General features: G+C 71.7%; 18 protein-coding genes and 1 tRNA gene. 10 read left to right on the top strand and 9 right to left on the bottom strand.

The genetic code is table 11. The features are described 5' to 3' along the window. Positions 1-7 precede the first annotated feature (7 nt). From rho to lysA, 4 genes are all read right to left on the bottom strand, one after another. Entirely contained in the window at positions 8-1960 is a 1953-nt protein-coding gene (gene rho, locus ACFU8V_RS08750) for a transcription termination factor Rho (RefSeq protein ID WP_378871853.1), read from the bottom strand. A gap of 164 nt (positions 1961-2124) precedes the next feature. After that, positions 2125-3090 (bottom strand): homoserine kinase, encoded by a 966-nt coding sequence (gene thrB / locus ACFU8V_RS08745; RefSeq protein WP_231729613.1) that lies wholly within the window; start codon positions 3088-3090, stop codon positions 2125-2127. A gap of 5 nt (positions 3091-3095) precedes the next feature. Continuing rightward, the gene (locus tag ACFU8V_RS08740) at positions 3096-4400 is read right to left on the bottom strand and encodes a homoserine dehydrogenase (protein WP_025103132.1); all 1305 of its coding nucleotides are present in this window, start codon (positions 4398-4400) and stop codon (positions 3096-3098) included. Between the two features lie 21 nt (positions 4401-4421). Then, on the bottom strand, positions 4422-5840 hold the full coding sequence (gene lysA, locus ACFU8V_RS08735; RefSeq protein ID WP_303708106.1) for a diaminopimelate decarboxylase: 1419 nt from the start codon (positions 5838-5840) through the stop codon (positions 4422-4424). A gap of 146 nt (positions 5841-5986) precedes the next feature. On the opposite strand from lysA, the gene ACFU8V_RS08730 reads away from it, so the two are divergent. Genes ACFU8V_RS08730 through ACFU8V_RS08715 form a run of 4 tightly spaced genes read left to right on the top strand, consistent with a single transcriptional unit; the run spans position 5987 to position 9312 of the window. Then, a complete protein-coding gene (locus ACFU8V_RS08730) occupies positions 5987-7060 on the top strand; it encodes a YihY/virulence factor BrkB family protein (RefSeq protein WP_172400129.1) in 1074 nt (357 codons plus the stop codon). A 51-nt stretch (positions 7061-7111) separates the two neighbouring features. Then, on the top strand, positions 7112-8002 hold the full coding sequence (locus tag ACFU8V_RS08725) for an alpha/beta fold hydrolase (RefSeq protein ID WP_378870521.1): 891 nt from the start codon (positions 7112-7114) through the stop codon (positions 8000-8002). Continuing rightward, a complete protein-coding gene (locus ACFU8V_RS08720; RefSeq protein WP_378870518.1) occupies positions 7995-8576 on the top strand; it encodes a TetR/AcrR family transcriptional regulator in 582 nt (193 codons plus the stop codon). The genes ACFU8V_RS08725 and ACFU8V_RS08720 overlap by 8 nt, the downstream gene beginning before the upstream one ends. 1 nt (position 8577) lies before the next feature. After that, complete coding sequence (locus ACFU8V_RS08715) at positions 8578-9312, top strand: alpha/beta fold hydrolase (RefSeq protein ID WP_025103127.1); 735 nt, start codon at positions 8578-8580, stop codon at positions 9310-9312. Positions 9313-9324: 12 nt separating this feature from the next. On the opposite strand, the gene ACFU8V_RS08710 is transcribed toward ACFU8V_RS08715, so the two are convergent. Both ACFU8V_RS08710 and argS read right to left on the bottom strand, forming a co-directional pair. Further along, positions 9325-10170, bottom strand: a complete 846-nt coding sequence (locus ACFU8V_RS08710) for a DUF2993 domain-containing protein (RefSeq protein ID WP_025103126.1) — start codon at positions 10168-10170, stop codon at positions 9325-9327. 8 nt (positions 10171-10178) lie between these two features. Next, positions 10179-11843: an arginine--tRNA ligase gene (gene argS, locus ACFU8V_RS08705; RefSeq protein WP_062766536.1), complete on the bottom strand. Its 1665-nt coding sequence runs from the start codon at positions 11841-11843 to the stop codon at positions 10179-10181. Positions 11844-11936: 93 nt separating this feature from the next. Between argS and ACFU8V_RS08700 the strand changes: the two genes are divergently transcribed. The 4 genes from ACFU8V_RS08700 (at position 11937) to nhaA (ending at position 14444) form a co-directional block, all read left to right on the top strand. Next, the gene (locus ACFU8V_RS08700) at positions 11937-12746 is read left to right on the top strand and encodes an SGNH/GDSL hydrolase family protein (RefSeq protein WP_081811567.1); all 810 of its coding nucleotides are present in this window, start codon (positions 11937-11939) and stop codon (positions 12744-12746) included. Between the two features lie 16 nt (positions 12747-12762). Further along, a tRNA-Arg gene (locus tag ACFU8V_RS08695) sits at positions 12763-12835 on the top strand. Positions 12836-12931: 96 nt separating this feature from the next. Beyond that, positions 12932-13105, top strand: coding sequence for a hypothetical protein (locus tag ACFU8V_RS08690; protein WP_172400128.1), 174 nt, complete (start codon positions 12932-12934; stop codon positions 13103-13105). A gap of 61 nt (positions 13106-13166) precedes the next feature. Continuing rightward, entirely contained in the window at positions 13167-14444 is a 1278-nt protein-coding gene (gene nhaA / locus ACFU8V_RS08685) for a Na+/H+ antiporter NhaA (RefSeq protein ID WP_378870512.1), read from the top strand. Positions 14445-14466: 22 nt separating this feature from the next. On the opposite strand, the gene ACFU8V_RS08680 is transcribed toward nhaA, so the two are convergent. Continuing rightward, positions 14467-14796 (bottom strand): ATP-dependent DNA ligase, encoded by a 330-nt coding sequence (locus tag ACFU8V_RS08680; RefSeq protein WP_378870509.1) that lies wholly within the window; start codon positions 14794-14796, stop codon positions 14467-14469. A gap of 284 nt (positions 14797-15080) precedes the next feature. Between ACFU8V_RS08680 and ACFU8V_RS08675 the strand changes: the two genes are divergently transcribed. Continuing rightward, the gene (locus ACFU8V_RS08675; protein WP_378870507.1) at positions 15081-16229 is read left to right on the top strand and encodes a zinc-dependent alcohol dehydrogenase; all 1149 of its coding nucleotides are present in this window, start codon (positions 15081-15083) and stop codon (positions 16227-16229) included. A 2-nt stretch (positions 16230-16231) separates the two neighbouring features. Next, entirely contained in the window at positions 16232-16798 is a 567-nt protein-coding gene (locus ACFU8V_RS08670; RefSeq protein ID WP_378870504.1) for a hypothetical protein, read from the top strand. 30 nt (positions 16799-16828) lie between these two features. Here the strand turns inward: ACFU8V_RS08670 and ACFU8V_RS08665 are convergent, their stop codons facing one another. Both ACFU8V_RS08665 and ACFU8V_RS08660 read right to left on the bottom strand, forming a co-directional pair. Beyond that, positions 16829-18931, bottom strand: coding sequence for a heavy metal translocating P-type ATPase (locus ACFU8V_RS08665; RefSeq protein WP_378870501.1), 2103 nt, complete (start codon positions 18929-18931; stop codon positions 16829-16831). 67 nt (positions 18932-18998) lie between these two features. Next, complete coding sequence (locus ACFU8V_RS08660) at positions 18999-19259, bottom strand: YHS domain-containing protein (protein WP_025103119.1); 261 nt, start codon at positions 19257-19259, stop codon at positions 18999-19001. Positions 19260-19280: the final 21 nt, after the last annotated feature.

The raw sequence follows: 19280 nt of genomic DNA, 5'->3' as shown, positions 1-19280 counted from the left end.
TCGGTCCTCAGCGGATGTTGTTGTCGTGCCCGTGAGCGCCCGAGGGCAGCGTCGGGATGGACTTCTGCATCTGCACGAGGAACTCCACGTTGGAGTGGGTCTCCCTGAGCTTGCCGAGCACGACCTCCAGCGCCTGCTGCGGGTCGAGGCCGGCGAGAGCACGGCGCAGCTTCCAGGTGATCTTGACCTCGTCGGCCGAGAGCAGCATCTCCTCGCGGCGGGTGCTGGACGCGTTGACGTCGACCGCCGGGAAGATCCGCTTGTCGGCCAGCTGACGCGACAGCCGCAGCTCGCTGTTGCCGGTGCCCTTGAACTCCTCGAAGATGACCTCGTCCATCTTGGAACCGGTCTCGACGAGCGCGGTGGCGAGGATCGTGAGGGATCCGCCGTTCTCGATGTTGCGCGCGGCACCGAAGAAGCGCTTCGGCGGGTAAAGCGCGGACGCGTCGACGCCGCCGGTGAGCACGCGGCCGGACGCCGGAGCGGCCAGGTTGTACGCGCGCCCGAGGCGGGTGATCGAGTCGAGCAGCACGACCACGTCGCGGCCCAGCTCGACGAGGCGCTTGGCCCGCTCGATCGCGAGCTCGGCGACCGTCGTGTGGTCCTCCGCGGGGCGGTCGAAGGTGGAGGCGATGACCTCGCCCTTCACGGTGCGCTCCATGTCGGTGACCTCTTCGGGGCGCTCGTCGACGAGCACGACCATGAGGTGGACCTCGGGGTTGTTCTGCGCGATCGCGTTGGCGATCTGCTGCAGGACGATCGTCTTGCCGGCCTTGGGCGGTGCGACGATGAGGCCGCGCTGGCCCTTGCCGATCGGCGCGACGAGGTCGATGATCCGCTGCGTGAGCTTCTCCGGAGCCGTCTCCAGCCGCAGACGCTCCTGCGGGTAGAGCGGGGTGAGCTTGCCGAACTCCACGCGGGTGGCCGCATCGTCGACCGAGAGGCCGTTGATCGAGTCGACCTTGACCAGGGCGTTGTACTTCTGCCGACCCTGCTGCTCGCCCTCGCGCGGCTGCTTGATGGAGCCGACGACGGCGTCGCCCTTGCGGAGGTTGTACTTCTTGACCTGGCCGAGCGAGACGTAGACGTCGCTCGGGCCGGCCAGGTAACCGGTGGTGCGCACGAAGGCGTAGTTGTCGAGCACGTCGAGGATGCCGGCGATCGGGATGAGGACGTCGTCCTCGGTGATCTCCGTCTCGAACTCGTCGACCTGGCCGCCGCTGCGACGCTTGTTGCGCTGACGGTTGCGGCCGTTGCCGTTACCCGACTGGTCGTCGTCGGCCGGCGCGTTCTGCGCCTGCTCCTGACCGCCGCCCTGGCCACGGCCACGGTTGCGGTTGCGGTTGCGGCTGCGGCCCCGACCGCCCTGCTCCTCGCCGTTGTCGGCCTCGCCGGACGAGTCCTTCGAGGGAGCGTCCGCCTCGGCCTCGTTCTTCGCGGCAGCGCCGTCGTTCTTCGACTCGCTCTTCGCCGCGTCGTTCTTGGCGCGGCCGCCCTGGGCGGTGCCCGCGTCGGCGGTCTCCGCCGCGCTGTCGGCCGGTGCGGCCTCGGCCTTCTCGGTCTTCGCCTCCGAGGCCTCGGCATCCGCCTTCTTCGTGCGACGGCCGCGGGCGGACTTGGGGGCCTCGGCGGGCGCCTCGGTGGTCTCGGCAGCCGGTGCCGCTTCGGCCGGTGCGGCCTCGGCCGGAGCCTCGGCGTCCGCCTTCTTCGCCCGCGTGCGGCGCGGAGCCTTCGCCTTCGGGGCCGCCTCCGCCGCCTCGGCGGAGTCGCCGGCAGCCGCAGGGGCCTCCGCCGAGCCGGACTCCTCCGCGGCCTTGGCCGCCTTGGCCGCAGCCGTAGCGGTGTTCGCCCGACGCGGTGCGCGCTTCTTGGCCGGAGCGGATTCGGTCGCCTGCTCGGCGACGGGGGCATCGGCGGTCGGAGCCGCCTGATCGTTCTGGGTCTCGGAGAGGTTCTCCACGAGTACTCCCTTATAGGTCATGGGAAATGAGCGTGAACGCGCACAACGGGTGCTGCGCACGATCGCACGGGCTGACGCTCGGCGTCAGCCAGCCTCGGCACTTGGGCCTCAGGGGTTCGCGTGCGGGTCTTGCAAGAGATGCAATGGGGCCAGATTCACGAATGCTACGTGGAGCCCTCCGCTCGATCCCCCACTGTACCACCACGGACGTCGACGGCGAGCAGGAGCGCCTCCCACGGGGTGTCGGTCACCTGATTGGCCACCTCGACGGCGTCCAGACGGCTGCCGGGACCGTCGGCGAGCACGAGCACGCTGGGTCCGGCGCCGGAGACGACCGCCGCGAATCCGGCGGCACGCAGAGCCTGCACGAGGCGCTGCGTCTCCGGCATGGCACCAGCGCGGTAGTCCTGGTGCAGGCGGTCGGCGGTCGCGTCGAGCAGCAGCTCCGGGCTCTGCATCAGCGCGGCGATGAGCAGTGCGGACCGGGACACGTTGAACACCGCGTCGGCCGTGGAGACGTGCGGCGGCTGCAGCGACCGGGCCTGCGAGGTGGACATCGTGTACGCCGGGACGAGGACGAGCGGGGAGACGCCGCGGTGCACGAGGAGCTTCTTGTGCTGCGGGCCGCGCTCCCCCATCCACGCGATCGTGAGCCCGCCGAACAGCGCAGGGGCCACGTTGTCCGGGTGGCCCTCCAGCTCGGTCGCCAGGCGCAGCAGATCGGTGTCGGAGATGTCGACGTCTCCCGCCAGCAGCCCCTTCGCCGCGAGCACACCGGCAGCGACGGCCGCGCCGGAGGACCCGAGGCCTCGGCCGTGCGGGACGGCGTTCTCGGCCACGATGCGCAGACCGGGCATAGGCCGGCCTGCGTCGGCGAACACGTGGGCGATCGTCCGGACGATGAGGTTGGAGGCATCCCGCGGGATGTCCTCGGCACCGGAACCGGAGACCTCGATCTCGAGCTGCCCCTCGGGGAGCGCCGTCACCTCGAGCCGGTCGTAGATGCTGAGCGCCAGGCCGAGCGTGTCGAAGCCGGGGCCGAGGTTGGCGCTCGTCGCCGGCACCGTCACCTCGACCGTGCGACCCACACGCGCACCGTGCTCCTCGGGGGCGGGAGCCGTGGCCGTCACGGTGGTCACTCGCCTTCCACCCGGAGGACGGACACCACGCGGGCGACGACGTCGCTGCCCGCGAGCACGTCCACCGTGTCGCTGAGGGCCTGCTCCGTCGCGCGATGCGTGCCGATGATGAGGCGTGCGGTCGGCTCGTCCTCCCCCTCGACGGTCTGGACGACGGTCGCGACGGACACCCCGCCGTCGCTGAGGATACCGGCGACGGTCGCCAGCACGCCGGGGGCGTCGGAGACCTCGAGGGTGATCTGGTAGCGCGTGGTCACGTGGCCGATGGGCACGACGGGGAGGTTCGCCCGGGTGGACTCGCCCACGCCGACGCCGCCGGCGATGTGCCGACGAGCGGCGGAGACCACGTCGCCGAGCACGGCCGAGGCCGTCTGGATACCGCCCGCGCCGGCGCCGTAGAACATGAGGGAGCCCGCCGCCTCGGCCTCGACGAAGACGGCGTTGTTGGCACCGTGCACGGAGGCGAGAGGGTGGGCGACCGGCACGAGGGCGGGGTAGACCCGCACCGAGATGGACTCGGCGCCGTCGGCCTCGATGCGCTCGCAGACGGCGAGCAGCTTGATCACGAAGCCCGCCGCGCGGGCCTCCTCGATCATCGACGCCGTGATGGTGGTGATCCCCTCGCGGTGCACCGCCTCCAGCGGCACCGCGGTGTGGAAGGCGAGGCTGGCGAGGATCGCGGCCTTCTGCGCGGCGTCGTAGCCTTCGACGTCCGCGGTCGGGTCGGCCTCCGCATATCCGAGGCGCTGCGCGTCCGCCAGCACGTCGGCGAAGTCGGCGCCCTCGGTGTCCATCCGGTCGAGGATGTAGTTCGTGGTGCCGTTGACGATGCCCATGATCCGCACGACGCGGTCGCCCGCGAGCGAGTCGCGCAGCGGACGGATGATCGGGATGGCACCCGCGGCCGCCGCCTCGTAGTAGACCGAGGCGCCGACGCGATCCGCCGCCTCGAACAGCTCCGGTCCGTGGGTGGCCAGCAGCGCCTTGTTGGCCGTGACGACGTCGGCTCCCGAGCCGATCGCCTGGAGGATGTTGGTGCGGGCGGGCTCGATGCCGCCGATGAGCTCGATCACGATGTCGGCGCCGAGGATGAGCGACTCGGCGTCGGTCGTGAAGAGCTCCTTCGGGAGCTCGACGTCGCGGGGCGCGTCGAGGTCACGGACCGCGATTCCGGCCAGGTCCAGCGCGGCACCCGCGCGGTCGGCCAGCTCGTCGCCGTGGCGGAGCAGGAGGGCCGCCACCTGGGAGCCGACGGCCCCGGCGCCCAGCAGCGCCACGCGAAGTCGTCTGTAGTCAGTCAATGGGTGCTCCTTCGGGGTGGGTCATCGTGCTCCCTCGGGGGCGTGCGCCCCGTCGATGCCCGCGTCGCGGGCCAGCAGGTCGTGGACGGTCTCGCCGCGGACGATCACCCGCGAGCGCCCCTCCCGCACCGCCACGATCGGCGGCCGCGGGACGTGGTTGTAGTTGCTCGCGAGCGAGGCGCAGTAGGCGCCGGTCGCCGGGACGGCCAGCAGATCGCCCGGTGTCACGTCTCCGGGGAGGTACTCGTGGTCGACGACGATGTCGCCGGACTCGCAGTGCTTGCCGACCACTCGGCTCAGCTGGGGCTCGTCCGTCCCCGTCCGCGAGGCGAGGCGGGCGGAGTAGCTGGCGCCGTAGAGAGCCGTACGGGCGTTGTCGCTCATCCCGCCGTCGACGCTGACGTACCGCCGCGTGGCCCCGGAGGCGACCGTGACGTCCTTCGTCGTGCCGACCTCGTAGAGGGTCACACCCGCCGTGCCGACGATCGCGCGCCCGGGCTCGAACGAGAGCGCGGGCACCGCGATGCCCCGCGCCGCGCAGCCCTCGGCGACCGCCGCCACGATGCCGTCGGCCAGCTCGTCGATCGGCGTGGGGTCGTCGACGCGGGTGTAGGCGATGCCGAAGCCGCCGCCGAGGTTTAGCTGCGGCACCGGGCCGTCCTCGAGGAGGGCGGCGTGCAGTTCGAGCACGCGCGACGCGGATTCGCGGAAGCCGGCCACGCCGAAGATCTGGGAGCCGATGTGGCAGTGCAGGCCGGCGAACTCCAGCCCCGGGATCTCGCGGATGCGGGCCACGGCGACCTCGGCCTCGGCGAGCGGGAAGCCGAACTTCTGGTCCTCGTGGGCCGTGGCGAGGAAGTCGTGGGTCTCGGCGTGGACGCCGCTGATGACCCGGACCATGACGCGCTGCACGGTGTCCGTCCGGGCCGTGATGGCGGCGAGGCGCTCGATCTCGATCGCGCTGTCGACGACGATCGTGCCGATGCCGAGAGCGACAGCGCGCTCCAGCTCGGCGACCGACTTGTTGTTGCCGTGGAAGCCCAGCGAGGCCGGTGCGACCCCCGCGGCGAGGGCGACCTCGAGCTCGCCGCCGGTGCACACGTCGATGCGCAGCCCCTCGTCGACGACCCAGCGGGCGACCGTCGTGCATAGGAAGGCCTTGCCGGCGTAGTACACCTGCGCGGTCGTGCCGTGCGCCGAGGCGGCGCGGTCGAACGCGTCGCGGAAGGCCCGGGCGCGGTGCCGCACCTCGTCCTCATCGAGCACGAGGAGCGGCGTGCCGTAGGTGCGGGCGAGCTCGGGCGCCGGCACTCCGGCGAGCACCAGGCTGCCGTCGTCGTCGCGCGTGGCCGAAGCCGGCCAGACACCCGGCGCGAGATCGTTCGGATCTTCGGGGACGACGAGCCAGTCCGGAGCAAGCGTGGCGGCAGAGTCGAGCACGGAACACCAATCGTGGGACGGATCTCGGGCGGAGGCGCACATCGAGTTGCCCCGATTCTAGGGCACCCTCTGTCGCTGCCTGGTCACGGTGACACGCCGCGTCAACCCCCTGGGGAGCGGTACCGCCCGGCTCGTAGGGTGGGCACGTGGCAGACACCGACAACCGAGACTCCGAGAACCACTCCGCAGCCCCGGCCCGCCCGGGGCTGGTCGCCCGCATCACGGGTCCGGTGATCGCCTGGGCCCTCGCCCGGCGCCCGGTCAGGGCCGTGCTGCTGTACTCCGAGCGCCGTGGCCCGATGCTCGCCGACAGCGTGACCTACCGGGCCCTGTTCAGCGTCTTCGCGGGCGTGCTCCTCGGCTTCTCCCTCGCGGCCCTCTGGCTGTCCGGCAACCCGGAGGCCTGGCGCGCGATCATCGACGCCGTGCAATCCGCGGTCCCCGGGCTCATCGGCGAGGGCGGTGTCATCAATACGAACGACCTCCGGACTCCGGCCTCGTTCTCGATCGCCGGCATCATCTCCCTCGTCGCGCTGGTCGGTGCCGCTCTCGGCGCCATCGGCTCGCTCCGCACGGCCATCCGGACCATCGCCGGCACGATCCAGGCGGACATCCTGTGGATCTGGGTCATCGTCCGCAACCTCCTGCTCGCCGTCGGCATCGGGCTCGCGTTCGTGCTCGCCGCCGGGATCACCTTCATCGGACAGCTCGGGGTGACCTGGATCGGCGATCTGCTCGGGGTGCCGTCGGATTCGCCGCTGCTCGCCTGGACGGTCCGTCTCCTGTCGCTGCTCGTGGTCTTCATCCTCGATGCGGCCCTGATCGTCGGCGCCTTCCTCCTGCTGTCCGGCGTCCGGCCCGCCGCGCGCTCCCTGTGGAGCGGCGCCTTCCTCGGCGCCTTCGGCCTCATCGTGCTGCAGCAGCTCTCCGGACTGTTCGTGGGCGGAGCGACGAGCAACCCCCTCCTCGCGTCGTTCGCCTCGCTCCTCGCGCTCCTGATCTGGCTCCAGCTGTCCACGCAGGTCATCCTCGTCGCGTGCGCCTACATCGTGACCGCCGAAGAGGAGCGCGGCGACCGCCTGCACGAACGGTTCGGTGCGCGGACGTTCGTGCAGCGACGGCTGCAGCGCGCCGAGGTCGACGTGAAGATCGCGACGGCCGAGCTGCGCGACGCCCAGCGCGCGGCGGCCGAGGAGAACGGCACCGCCGCCCCGGAGTGAGGTCCTCGTTGTGACCGGAATCGATAGGATGGTCACAACGAGAGGGGACGCATGTCCGCACCACGACGGCACACCGTGACCGTTCCCGGCGCCGCGGTGTCGGTCCTGGAATGGCGCCCCTCCGGCGAGACGCAGACACCCGTGCTGCTGCTGCACGGCGGCGGGGCCGACAGTGCGGAGCTCTCCTGGGGCGAGGTCGGGCCGGCGCTGGCGGCGGCCGGACACCGCGTCCTCGCGCCGGACCACCCCGGCTTCGGACGCAGCCCACGCCTCGATGCGCCGCTGACCCAGGAGCGCCTGGTGCAGTACGTCGGCGACCTCGTCGACGCCCTCGAGCTGCACGCGTATGCCATCGGGGGTCTTTCGATGGGCGCGGGGATGGCGCTGGGCCATCTGCTCGACCGCCCGGACGGAGCACACGCCGCCGCCCTCCTCGGCAGTTACGGCCTGATGCCGCGCCTGACGGACGGCACCTTCGGGCCCCTCTCGCACCTGTCGACGTTCCTGCTCCTGCGTTCGGGCCTGCTCGGTGCGATGACACGCGTCTACGCACGCGACCGGAAGGCGATGACGCGAGGCCTCCAGGATCTCGTGCGCTCCCCCGACGCCCGCACCCCTGGTCTCGTCGACGCGGTGCTCGCCGAGGCCGCGACCGGCTCCGGTCTCACGACGTTCGGCGACTGGCAGCGGGATCAGGTGCGGCCGTTGCGACTCCGCACCGACTACCGTGATCGACTCGCCGAGATCCGCGTCCCGGTCCTCCTCGTGCACGGCGACCGCGACTCCGGTGTCCCTCTCCGGCGGGTCGAGGAGGCCGCGGAGATCCTGCCCGCCGGGCAGCTCCTCGTGGCCCCCGGCGCCGGGCACTGGGTGCAACGGGACCGTCCCGACCTCGTGATCCCCGCCCTGCGCGACTGGTTCGCCCGAGGCTCCGATGCCTAGGCCGCTCGTGCCCGACCGTCGGGGACGCATCCTCGACGCGGCGGAGCGCATGGTCCTGGCCGAGGGCTTCGACGCGATGAACGTCGCCGCGATCGCGCGCGCGGCCGGTATCGGCAAGGGCGCCGTCTACCTGGAGTTCGCGGCGAAACGCGACATCCTCGATGCCCTGCTCCAGCGCGGCACCGCGCGGATCGCCGACGCCGTCGCCCGCACCGCGGGACCGCAGCCGTCGCTCAGCGCCCTCTACCGCGCCACGGCGGCGGCGCTGCTCGGCGACGAGCTCATGACGGCCGCGTTCCTCGACGACGCGGGAGTGCTCGGCGCCCACGTCGCCGCGCAGCCGACCTCCCGGTACCGGACGCGTCACGAACGGGTCGTCGCCGGGATCCGTGACCTCCAGCGCCAGGGCCGGATCGTGCCGGATGTGGAGCCCGAAGCCCTGGCCCTCGCTCTCTCCAGCGCCACCCTCGGACTGCTCTCGGCCGCACGCACGCTGGGACCGCTCGACCGGGGCACGCTGAAGAGCGCCATCGACACGGTCGGCCGCATGGCCGCGAGCTTCGAGATGGAGTGACATGCATCACGAGACATCGGGTCCCCCGGGGACACCACCGCTTCTGCTCCTGCACGGCGGCGGCGTCGCCGGCTGGATGTGGGAGCCGCTGCGCACGCACCTCGATCCTGCGCGGCGGGTCATCGTCCCTGATCTTCCCGGTCACGGCCGCAGCGCGACCGAGGACTACGCGTCGCACGAGGAGACGGTGGCGGCGCTCGTCCCCCTGCTGGAGCAGGAGACCGGACCGGCCACGGTCGTCGGCTTCTCCCTCGGCGCGCAGCTCGCCGTCCTGCTGGCGGCACGACGCCCGGACCTCGTCGCCGACGCCGTCGTCATCAGCGCTCAGGCGGAGCCGATCCGGGCCGTCGGGCCCACTCTGGCGCTGCTCCGCCTCACCGCCGGACTCGCCAGGAACGAGCGCTTCGCCCGTCTGCAGGCGCGCGAGCTGTTCATCCCGGACGCACTGCTCCCCCGCTATCTGGAGACCTCCGCCGCCCTCTCACGCACGACCCTGCTGCGCGCCGTCGAGGAGAACCTGCGTTTCACGCCGCCGCCCGCGTGGAGCACGCACCCCGGCTCGGCACTGGTCCTCGTCGGAGGCGACGAGAAGCCGCTCATGCGCCGTTCCGCCGCGCTGCTGAACCGTGTCCATCCCCGCAGCACCCTCGAGGTCCTCCGTGGTTGCGGTCACGGCATCCCCCTGCAACGGCCGGCGGAACTCGCCGCGCGCCTGCAGGAGCGCCTGCCCGGGTGAACCGGGGTGCGCTCAGCGGTCGCAGGTGCCCTTCGCCTGGAGTGCCTCGTCGGTGACGATCGCGCCGTCCGCATCGACGTCGATCACGGCGTCGTCGCCGACGATCTCGACCCCCGTCAGCGTGAGACCGGCCGGGAGCTGGTCGGCGATGCACACCCGTCGTGGCTGGGTGATCCCCTCGCCGAGGGAGCCGAGCGACGACCCGACGCGGTCGAGGTCGACCTCCACGCCGCCGACGCTGGCCGCCACCGGCGTGAGTTCGAGGTCCCCCTCGACGGCGCCGGGGGTGAACGTGACGGACACCGGGACCGCCGTCCCGAGCACCGCGAAGGAGCCGCCGAGCGTCGCGTTCGGCGCGGCGAACTCGACCGTGTCGACGGGCAGGTCGGTGTCCGAGAGCAGAGCGGTGAACTGCTCCTGGTCGATGCGGATGGTGCCGTCGGCGCCATCGAGGTCGCCGCCGCGCAGCGGGACGCCCGTCGCGGTGACGTCGGCCGCCCCCGTGATGCCCTGCAGCGTCACGGCGTCGGTCGACAGGCGCAGGGTGTCGAGGCGGCCGGCGAGCAGCTGCGGCAACAGGATCCCCTCGGTCTCGACATCGAGCTGCTGGTCGGCGGGCAGGTCGAGCTGCTCGATCACCATCGACCGCACGACGCCGGGGAGCACGGCACGGGCGACGAGCTCCGCCGCGACCACGAGGGCGGCGAGCACGACCACGACGATGAGGACGACCCAGGGCCACCGGCGCCGCCGCGGCGCTGCGCTCTTCCGCCGACCGTCCGCCGGGTCGGGGACCACGAGCGTCGGGTGCTCGTCCGAGGGCTTCGGGTACGGGAGGGTCGGGTTGTCGTCGCTCATGGCGCTCCCTACATGCGCTCGGGCGCGGAGACGCCGAGCAGGTCGAGCCCGTTGCGGAAGACCTGGCCGGCGGCGTCGTTCAGCCACAGGCGCGTGCGGTGCACGTCCTCGACCGGGGCGTCGCTCAGGGGGATCACCCGGCAGTTGTCGTACCAGCGGTGGTACAGCCCGGCGAGCTCCTCCAGGTAGCGCGCGACGCGGTGCGGCTCGCGCACCTCGGCGGCGAACGCGACGATGCGCGGGAACTCCTGCAGCGCGCCCAGCAGCGCCGCCTCGGTCTCGTGCGTGAGCGTCTCCGGGGCGAAGACCGAGCGGTCGATGCCGGAGTCGGCGGCGTTGCGCGCGACGTTGTGGGTGCGGGCGTGTGCGTACTGCACGTAGAACACCGGGTTGTCGTTCGTGCGCTTCTGCAGCAGCTCCGGGTCGAGGTCGAGCGGCGAGTCGGCGGGCGAGCGCTCCAGCGAGTACCGCAGGGCGTCCGTGCCGAGCCAGTCGAGCAGGTCGTCCATCTCGATGATGTTGCCGGCGCGCTTGCTGAGGCGGGCACCGTTGATCGAGACCATCTGGCCGATGAGCACCTGGATGTTCTTCGCGGGGTCGTCGCCCGCCGCTCCCGCGACCGCCTTGAGACGGTGCACGTAGCCATGGTGGTCGGCGCCGAGCAGGTAGATCTTGTCGCGGAAGCCGCGGTCGCCCTTGTTCAGGTAGTAGGCGGCATCAGCGGCGAAGTACGTGTACTCGCCGTTCGAGCGGCGGATGACGCGGTCCTTGTCGTCGCCGAAGTCGGTGGTGCGCACCCAGACGGCGCCGTCCTCGTCGAACACGTGGCCCTGCTCGCGCAGACGGTCGACGGCCTGGTCGATCAGGCTGGAACCCGAGGCGTCCTTCGCGTGGAGGGTGCGCTCGGAGAACCACACGTCGAACGGCACGTTGAAGCGCTCGAGGGAGTGCTTGATCTCGGCGAGCTGGTACTCGTAGCCGAGCTCGCGGGCGACGGCGAGCTGCTCCTCCTCCGGGAGGTCGAGCAGGTCGGGGCGGGCCTCGAGGACGCGGCCGGCCAGCGTCGCGATGTACTCGCCCGGGTAGCCGCCCTCCGGCGTGGGCTCCCCCTTCGCCGCGGCCAGCACGGACGCGGCGAAGCGGTCCATCTGCACGCCCGCGTCGTTGATGTAGTACTCGCGCACCGCACGGGCACCGCTCGCGAGGAGCAGGCGGACGATCGCGTCGCCGAGGGCCGCCCAGCGCGTGTGCGCGATGTGCAGCGGCCCGGTGGGGTTCGCCGAGACGAACTCGACGTTGACGCTCACGCCCTCCTGCGAGGAGTTCGTCCCGTAGGCGGGACCGGCGTCGACGATGACCTTCGCGAGCGCGCCGGCGGCCGCCGCGTCGAGGCGGATGTTGAGGAAGCCGGGGCCCGCGACCTCCACACTCGCGATGCCGTCCACATCGGCCAGTCCGTCGGCGATCTGCTGGGCGAGCTCGCGCGGATTCGTGCCGAAGGGCTTGGCCAGGCGCATGGCGATGTTCGAGGCCCAGTCGCCGTGATCGCGGTTGCGCGGGCGCTCCAGCACGATGTCGGCGGCGGAGAGGTCGAACGGCTCGCCCGGACGTCGTTCCTCGGCGATGGGGGCGAGGACGGCGAGGAGGGCGTGGGCGAGCGTTTCAGGATTCATAGACCCCCCAGTTTACGGGGGTGCGCAGGCCCGTTCCGTCGCCCCGCGTCCCGCCGAGTTTGCGATCCGTCCTCCGTGATCTACTCTCACACCATGAACGCCCCCGCCGCCCCTCGTCGACTGCGCATCGCGGGCGTCGCCGCCGCCCTCCTCGTCGCGGTCGCCGCGGGCGTGATCGGGGTCTGGCGACCGTGGGTTCCGGCGCCGTCGTCCCTCCCGGTCGGCGCTGCGGCCGGAGACGAGTCCGCCGCGGTGATCGCTCCCGCACCGCTCGCGCTCCCCGACGAGCCGACCGTCCTCGTCTTCGGCGATTCGTGGACCTACGGCTCTGCCGCGTCCGACCCCACCCTCGGCTACGCGTACGTGCTCGCCGACCTGCTGCACGGCACGACCATCGTGGACGGCGTGCGCGGCAGCGGCTACCTCAAGCCCGGCATCGACGGCCCCACCTTCGGCGAGCGCATCGCGGCGCTGGACCCGAGTCTCGACCCGGACCTCGTCATCATCCAGGGCTCCATCAACGACCGGGCACAGGGCGCTGCCGGCTACCGCGAGGCCGTGACCGCCGCGTGGGACGCGCTGACGGCGCTGTACCCGGAGGCGGCGATCGTCGTGCTCGGCCCCGCGCCGCACGAGCTGCCGGTGGGCGCGCAGACGGCACGGATCGACCGGGATCTCGCGGCTCTCGCCTCGGCCCGCGGCTGGTGGTACATCTCCCCCGTCGCGCTCGACTGGATCACCGAGGACAACTATCTCTCCGTCATCGACGTGGAGGTCGGACGCAAGCATCCGTCCACCGACGGCCACCGCTATCTCGCCGAGAAGCTCGCCGCGGCGCTCGACGAACTGCGCGCCGCGCCGGTCACGGAGGCCGGTGGGTCGGAGACCACCCCCGACGAGTGATATTGTCGATCGGTACGCCTCCGTAGCTCAGTGGATAGAGCGCCGGTTTCCGGTACCGTAGGTCGCAGGTTCGACTCCTGTCGGGGGCACGTACAGCAAGAGGGATCGTCCACACGGGCGGTCCCTCTTCTCGTGCCGCCGGGAGTCCGTCCACGTCCCGCAGCCGAGCCGGGTAGCCTGGATCCGTGCCCTCCCTCCACATCGCCGGTTCGACGCGCGCTCCGCGCCGTCTGTCGTCCGCGACGCCGATGACGGAGTGGATGCGCGTGGTGCTGCACCCCGGCACCAACGGGTGGACGAGCGTCTGGGGCACCCTTTCGCACGGCGAGATCGCGGGCTGCCCGCCGCCACAGGGATAGGCCGCGCCCGGACGGGTGCGGCGACATCGCGTCACCCATCCATCTGCCGTGAGGTATCCCTGTGTCTTCTTCGTCGTCCCCTGCCCGTTTCCGTCTCGCGCCGCATGAGCTCTGGCGCGGCATCCGTTCCACCGCCCGGAGCGACGTGCTCGGCGGCGGTCTGCTGCTGACCGCCACGCTCGCCGCCCTGATTCTCGCCAACTCCCCCGCCGCCCCCTGGTACGAGGCCGTCAGGGACTTCCGTTTCGGGATCCCGGAGTGGCACCTCGAGCTCAGCGTGGGCGCCTGGGCCGCCGACGGCCTGCTCGCCGTGTTCTTCTTCGTCGTCGGACTGGAGCTGAAGGAGGAGTTCGTCGCCGGGCGGCTCCGTGACCCGCGCCGTGCCGCGCTTCCGATCGCCGCCGCGGTGGGCGGCGTCATCGTCCCCGCCCTCTTCTTCGTCGCGATCAACGCCGCGTCGGGCGCCGAGGTCCTCCGCGGATGGGCGATCCCCACGGCCACGGACATCGCGTTCGCGATCGCGGTGCTCGCCGTCGTCGGCCGCTTCCTGCCGCCCGCCCTGCGGGTGTTCCTGCTGACCCTCGCGATCATCGACGACCTCATCGCCATCACGATCATCGCCACCTTCTACACCGAGACCATCAGCTTCCCCTGGCTGATCCTGGCGCTCCTCCCCCTCGCGGGCTTCGCACTCGCTGTGCAGAACGGCATCCGGTCCTGGTGGATCCTGCTTCCCCTCGCCCTGGCCGTCTGGGCGTTCGTACATGCGTCCGGGGTGCACGCGACGGTCGCGGGGGTGCTGCTCGGCTTCATGGTGCCGGTGCGTCCGACGGAGCGCGCGCGGGTGCGGACCGGGACGGACGCCGACGGCGCCCCGGTCTACGACGGTCTCGCCGCGCACTTCGCGGATCGCTGGGGCATCGTGGCGACCCTCGTCGCCGTGCCGGTGTTCGCCTTCTTCGCGGCCGGGGTCGAGATCGGCGGCGTGGACGGCCTCGTCTCGGCGCTGACCGACCCCATCACGATCGGTATCATCGTGGGGCTCGTGCTCGGTAAGCCCGTCGGCATCCTGCTCACGACCTTCCTGTTGAGCCGCATGCCGGCCCTGCGCCTCGATGAGTCGCTGCGCTGGCCGGATCTCGCGGGCATGTCCCTGCTCGCGGGCATCGGGTTCACGGTCTCGCTGCTGGTGGGCGAGCTCGCGTACGGCAGCAGCAGCGTCGCGGACGATCACGTGAAGATCGGCGTGCTCGTCGGCTCCCTCCTCGCCGCGGTCCTCGGCGGACTCGTGCTCGCAGCACGAAGCCGGCGCGCGCGCGGGGCCGCCTCGGCCGGCTGATGCCCCGGCGCGACGGCCGGCCTCAGGCGATCTCGAGGTTTCCGGCCGTCGCGCTGCCCGGCGGTTCCGGTACCAGGTAGAGCCCGGTGGGGCTGTTGGCCGTGTAGGCGAGCGCGTCGACCCACGCGCGATTCACCTCGGGTCTCCTGCTGCCGAAGTACTGGAAGACGATGCTGCTGTAGGCGTGGATCCAGACGGTGTTCTTCCCGCCGCCGACGCTGGCATCCTCCCGCCAGCTGAACGCGAACGGCTCCCCTCGACGCAGCTTCGCGGTGATGACGAGCTGGATGTGCAGGAGCGCGCGGTCCTCGAGTTCGCATCGCGGGCCGCCCTCGTAGATGAACCTTCCCACGACCTGTCCTCCGCTCCGCGCCGCGCGCGTCGCCTTCCCACAGGGGAAGGTAACGCCGAGACTGTCAGCGTTCCGGCCGGGAACCCAGCCCATTGCGCGAACCGCCGACCGGGGGTAGTGCCCTGGGCGGCCCTCACGAACCGCGCCCAGGGACACCGTCACTCGGCGGTGCTCGGCGCCCGGCGTCCGCGTTCGTACGCCTCTCCGTCTCATCCGTCAATCCCCTGAGTCATCCCCGAGGCGGTGCCTAGCGTCGGTCACTCCACGGAGCGAAGGAGCACCCGATGAAGGCGATGACCTACCGCGGACCGTACAAGATCCGCGTCGAGGAGAAACCCGATCCGACGATCCAACACCCCAACGACGCGATCGTGCGGGTCACGAGAGCCGCCGTGTGCGGGTCGGATCTCCACCTCTTCCACGGCATGATGCCCGACACCCGTATCGGGCACACCTTCGGTCACGAGATCGTCGGGGTGGTCGAGGAGGTCGGCTCCTCCGTGGAGACGCTGCGCCCGGGCGACCGGGTGATGGTGCCTTTCAACATCTACTGCGGCTCGTGCTACTTCTGCCGCCGCGGTCTCTTCTCGAACTGCCACAACGTGAACCCGAACGCGACCGCCGTCGGCGGGATCTACGGCTACTCGCACACGACCGGCGGGTACGACGGCGGGCAGGCGGAGCGCGTGCGCGTGCCGTTCGCGGATGTCGGCCCTTCGGTGATCCCGGAGTGGCTCGCCTCCGAGGACGCGCTGCTGCTCACCGACGCGTTCTCCACCGGCTACTTCGGCGCGCAACAGGCGGACATCGCCGAAGGGGACACGGTGGTCGTGTTCGGCGCCGGTCCCGTCGGCCTGGCCGCCGCCCGCTCGGCCTGGTTCCTCGGCGCGGGCCGCGTCATCGTCGTCGACCACCTCGACTACCGGCTCGAGAAGGCGCGGGACTTCGCCTTCGCCGAGACGATGCACCTGCACGAAGCCGGTGACATCGTGCTCGCGCTGAAGAAGGCGACCGGCTACCTCGGCGCGGACGTGGTGATCGACGCGGTGGGCGCGGAGGCGGACGGCAGCGTCGTCCAGCACGTGACCGCCGCCAAGCTCAAGCTGCAGGGCGGCTCCCCCGTCGCGGTGAACTGGGCCATCGACAGCGTGCGCAAGGGCGGCACCGTGTCGATCCTCGGCGCCTACGGCCCGCTGGTGACCTCGGTGCGCCTGGGCGACATCATTAACAAGGGCCTCACGGTGCGCGGCAACCAGGCTCCCGTGAAGAGGCAGTGGCCGCGGCTGCTCGAACACATCCAGGCGGGGCACATCCGTCCGTCCGAGTTGCTGACGCACCGCTTCCCCCTGGAGCACATCGCGGAGGCCTACCACGTGTTCTCGTCCAAGCTCGACGACTGCATCAAACCGCTCATCGTCGTCGGAGAGGAATGACCATGCCGTACGAAGGATCTCGCCCCATCCCCGCACCGACCCCCGATGAGCTGCGTGCACGGATCCCGGGCTGGGGCGCCGACCTCGCCCCCGAGCACCGCCGCACCTGGCAGCAGCTGGAGGATGTCGGCGACACCGGCGCGCACTGGGACCTCCCCGAGCGTCAGGGCCCCGACCGCGGCCGCGAGCGCTCGATCGAGCACGGCATGCTGCCTCCCGTCTGGGGCACCTCGCAACCGCTGCACGGCGTGTCGGGTGCCATCAGGCGCGTCGCCTACGACCGGTTCAGCGAGACGAAGAACAGCCGCTGGCTGCTGCTCGTGCTGGGCGACCGCGTCGATGCCGTGACCGCGCACGCCCGCTCCCTTATCACCCGGCGGCCGGACGACCCCATCACGCAGACCGGCGTCCTCGCGGAACCGCAGCATCGTCCGCTCGCGTCGCGGTTCGGACGCGGCCGCATCGATCTCCGGCACACCTGGCTCGACCCGATCATCGTCGTGGGGCCCTGGGTGCTGACGGCGGTCCTGGGCGTCCGCGCTCTCCGCCGCCTCGGCCGTCGGCGCTGAGCCGGGACCGAGACGGCGGCGTGGTGGCGCTCAGCGCTGCAGGATGCCCGCGGTGACGACCTCCGGACGGAGATCGAGCCGCCGCAGCAACTGCGCATTGAGCGCCACCACGATCGTCGACAGCGACATGAGCACCGCGCCGACCGACATCGGCAGCACGAAGCCGATCGGAGCGAGCACACCCGCCGCGAGCGGGACGGAGAGCAGGTTGTACCCGGCCGCCCACCAGAGGTTCTGCCTCATCTTCCGGTACGAGGCGCGGGAGAGCTCGATCACCGACAGCACCGCACGCGGGTCGTCTCCGGCGAGGATGACCCCGGCGGAGGCGATCGCCACGTCGGTGCCGGCGCCGATCGCCAGGCCGACGTCGGCCTGAGCGAGCGCGGGCGCGTCGTTCACGCCGTCGCCCACCATCGCGACCCTGCGGCCCTCGTGCTGCAGCTCCTGCACCTTCGCGGCCTTGTCCTCCGGCCGGACGCCCGCGAACACGCGGTCGATGCCGAGGTCGGCCGCGACGGTGTGCGCGACGGCCTCCGCATCGCCGGTGATCATCACGACCTGGACACCGAGCGCGTGCAGGGCGTCAACCGCGTCCCGCGACTCCGGGCGCACCTCGTCCGCGAGCTTGAGCGCCCCGATGACGTGTCCATCCCGCAGCACATGCAGGATGATCGCGCCGTCCGCACGCCAGCCCTCCGCAGCGGGGAGCTCGTGGGCATCCTCCTCCGTGAGCAGGTGCGGGCCGCCGACGCGGATCACCGCACCGTCCACCGTCGCGGTCACCCCCACCGCCGGCGAGGACGAGAAGTCGTGGCTCGCCGGCACGCGGAGTTCCTTGTCGCGCGCGGCGCGGACGATGGCCTTCGCCAGCGGATGCTCGCTGTCGGCCTCGGCGGCCGCGGCGAGCGCCAGCACCTCCTCCGCGGTCTCCGCACCGGCCACCGACACCGCGGAGACGACGGGCTCACCCTTGGTCAGCGTGCCGGTCTTGTCGAACAGCACGGTGTCGACGGTGCGCATGCTCTCCAGGGCCAGCCGATCCTTCACGAGCACCCCGCCGCGAGCTGCGCGCTCGGTCGCGATCGAGACGACGAGCGGGATGGCCAGGCCCAACGCGTGCGGGCAGGCGATCACGAGGACGGTGATCGTGCGGATGACGGCGTCGTCCGGCAGGCCGACTGCGCTCCACACCACCGCGGTGATCGCGGCAGCACCGAGCGCGAACCAGAACAGCCAGCCGGCTGCCGTGTCGGCGAGACGCTGTGCGCGGGACGAGGAGTTCTGCGCCTCCGTCACGAGCCGCTGGATCCCCGCGAGCGTCGTGTCGTCTCCGGTCGCCGTGATCTCCACGCGCAGCCCCGAGTCGGTGGCGACGGTCCCCGCGGTCACAGGGTCGCCGGTCGCCCGGGTGACGGTGCGGGACTCCCCCGTCACCATGGATTCGTCCATCGAGGCGCGGCCGTCGACGATCCGCCCGTCGGCGGGGATGCTCCCGCCGGGGCGCACCACCACGACATCGCCCACGCGGAGGTCCGACGGGGAGACCCGCACGACCTGATCGCCCTCCACACGCTCCGCCTCGTCCGGCAGCAGCGCGGCCAGCGAGTCGAGGGCGGAGGTGGTCTGCGCCAGCGAGCGCATCTCGATCCAGTGCCCGAGCAGCATGATCGCGATGAGGAGAGCGAGCTCCCACCAGAAGTCGAGCTCATGATGCAGCAGGCCGAGGCTCGCTCCCCAGGACGCGACGAACGCCACCGTGATCGCGAGCCCGATGAGCAGCATCATGCCGGGCCGCCGGGCACGGATCTCGCTGACGGCGCCGGTGAGGAACGGCTTCCCTCCCCATACGTACATGACCGTCCCGAGGACCGGCGACACCCAGACCAGACCCGGGATGTCGGGAAGCGGGTAGCCCACGATCATCGCGAACATGCCCGAGAGCAGCACGGTCGGCACGGCGAGGACGAGCATGATCCAGAACAGCCGCCGGAACTGGGCGACGTGGTCGCCGTGATCGCCATGGCCCCCGTGACCGCCGTGTCCCGCGTGATCGTCGTGCCCGGCGTGCCCACTGTGTCCCGCGTGGTCCGCGGGGTGACCGTGCGCGGAATGGTCGTGATGCGAGGTGCTCATGTCTTCCCTCCAACGTCGATGATGCCGTGCGGGGCCGGATCTGTCGCGGCCCCGCACGGGCGGGGGCTCAGGCCGCCCTGGTGTACTTCGCGGGATCGGCGTCGAATGCCGGCCCGCAGCCCGCGCAGCAGAAGTAGTAGCGGGTGCCCTCGTGGTCGCGGTACAACCCCGCGGCCTCGGCGGTCGCGATCACGACGGGCGTTCCGGCCATCACCGGGCATTCGGCCATGCCCTCGGCCGGCACGGCGAGCAGGTCGGTGCGCCCTTCGGCGGAGACGCCGCTCTGGCGCGGGACGCTGCAGCAGGATCCTGCGGGGGAATCGGACATGTCGGTACTCCTCTGTCTCTC

The sequence above is a fragment of the Microbacterium sp. NPDC057658 genome, from assembly GCF_042799975.1.
Classification (GTDB): Bacteria; Actinomycetota; Actinomycetes; order Actinomycetales; family Microbacteriaceae; genus Microbacterium.
The sequence above is the reverse complement of the archived record's forward strand: the minus strand, read 5'-3'. Positions and strand labels throughout refer to the sequence as shown.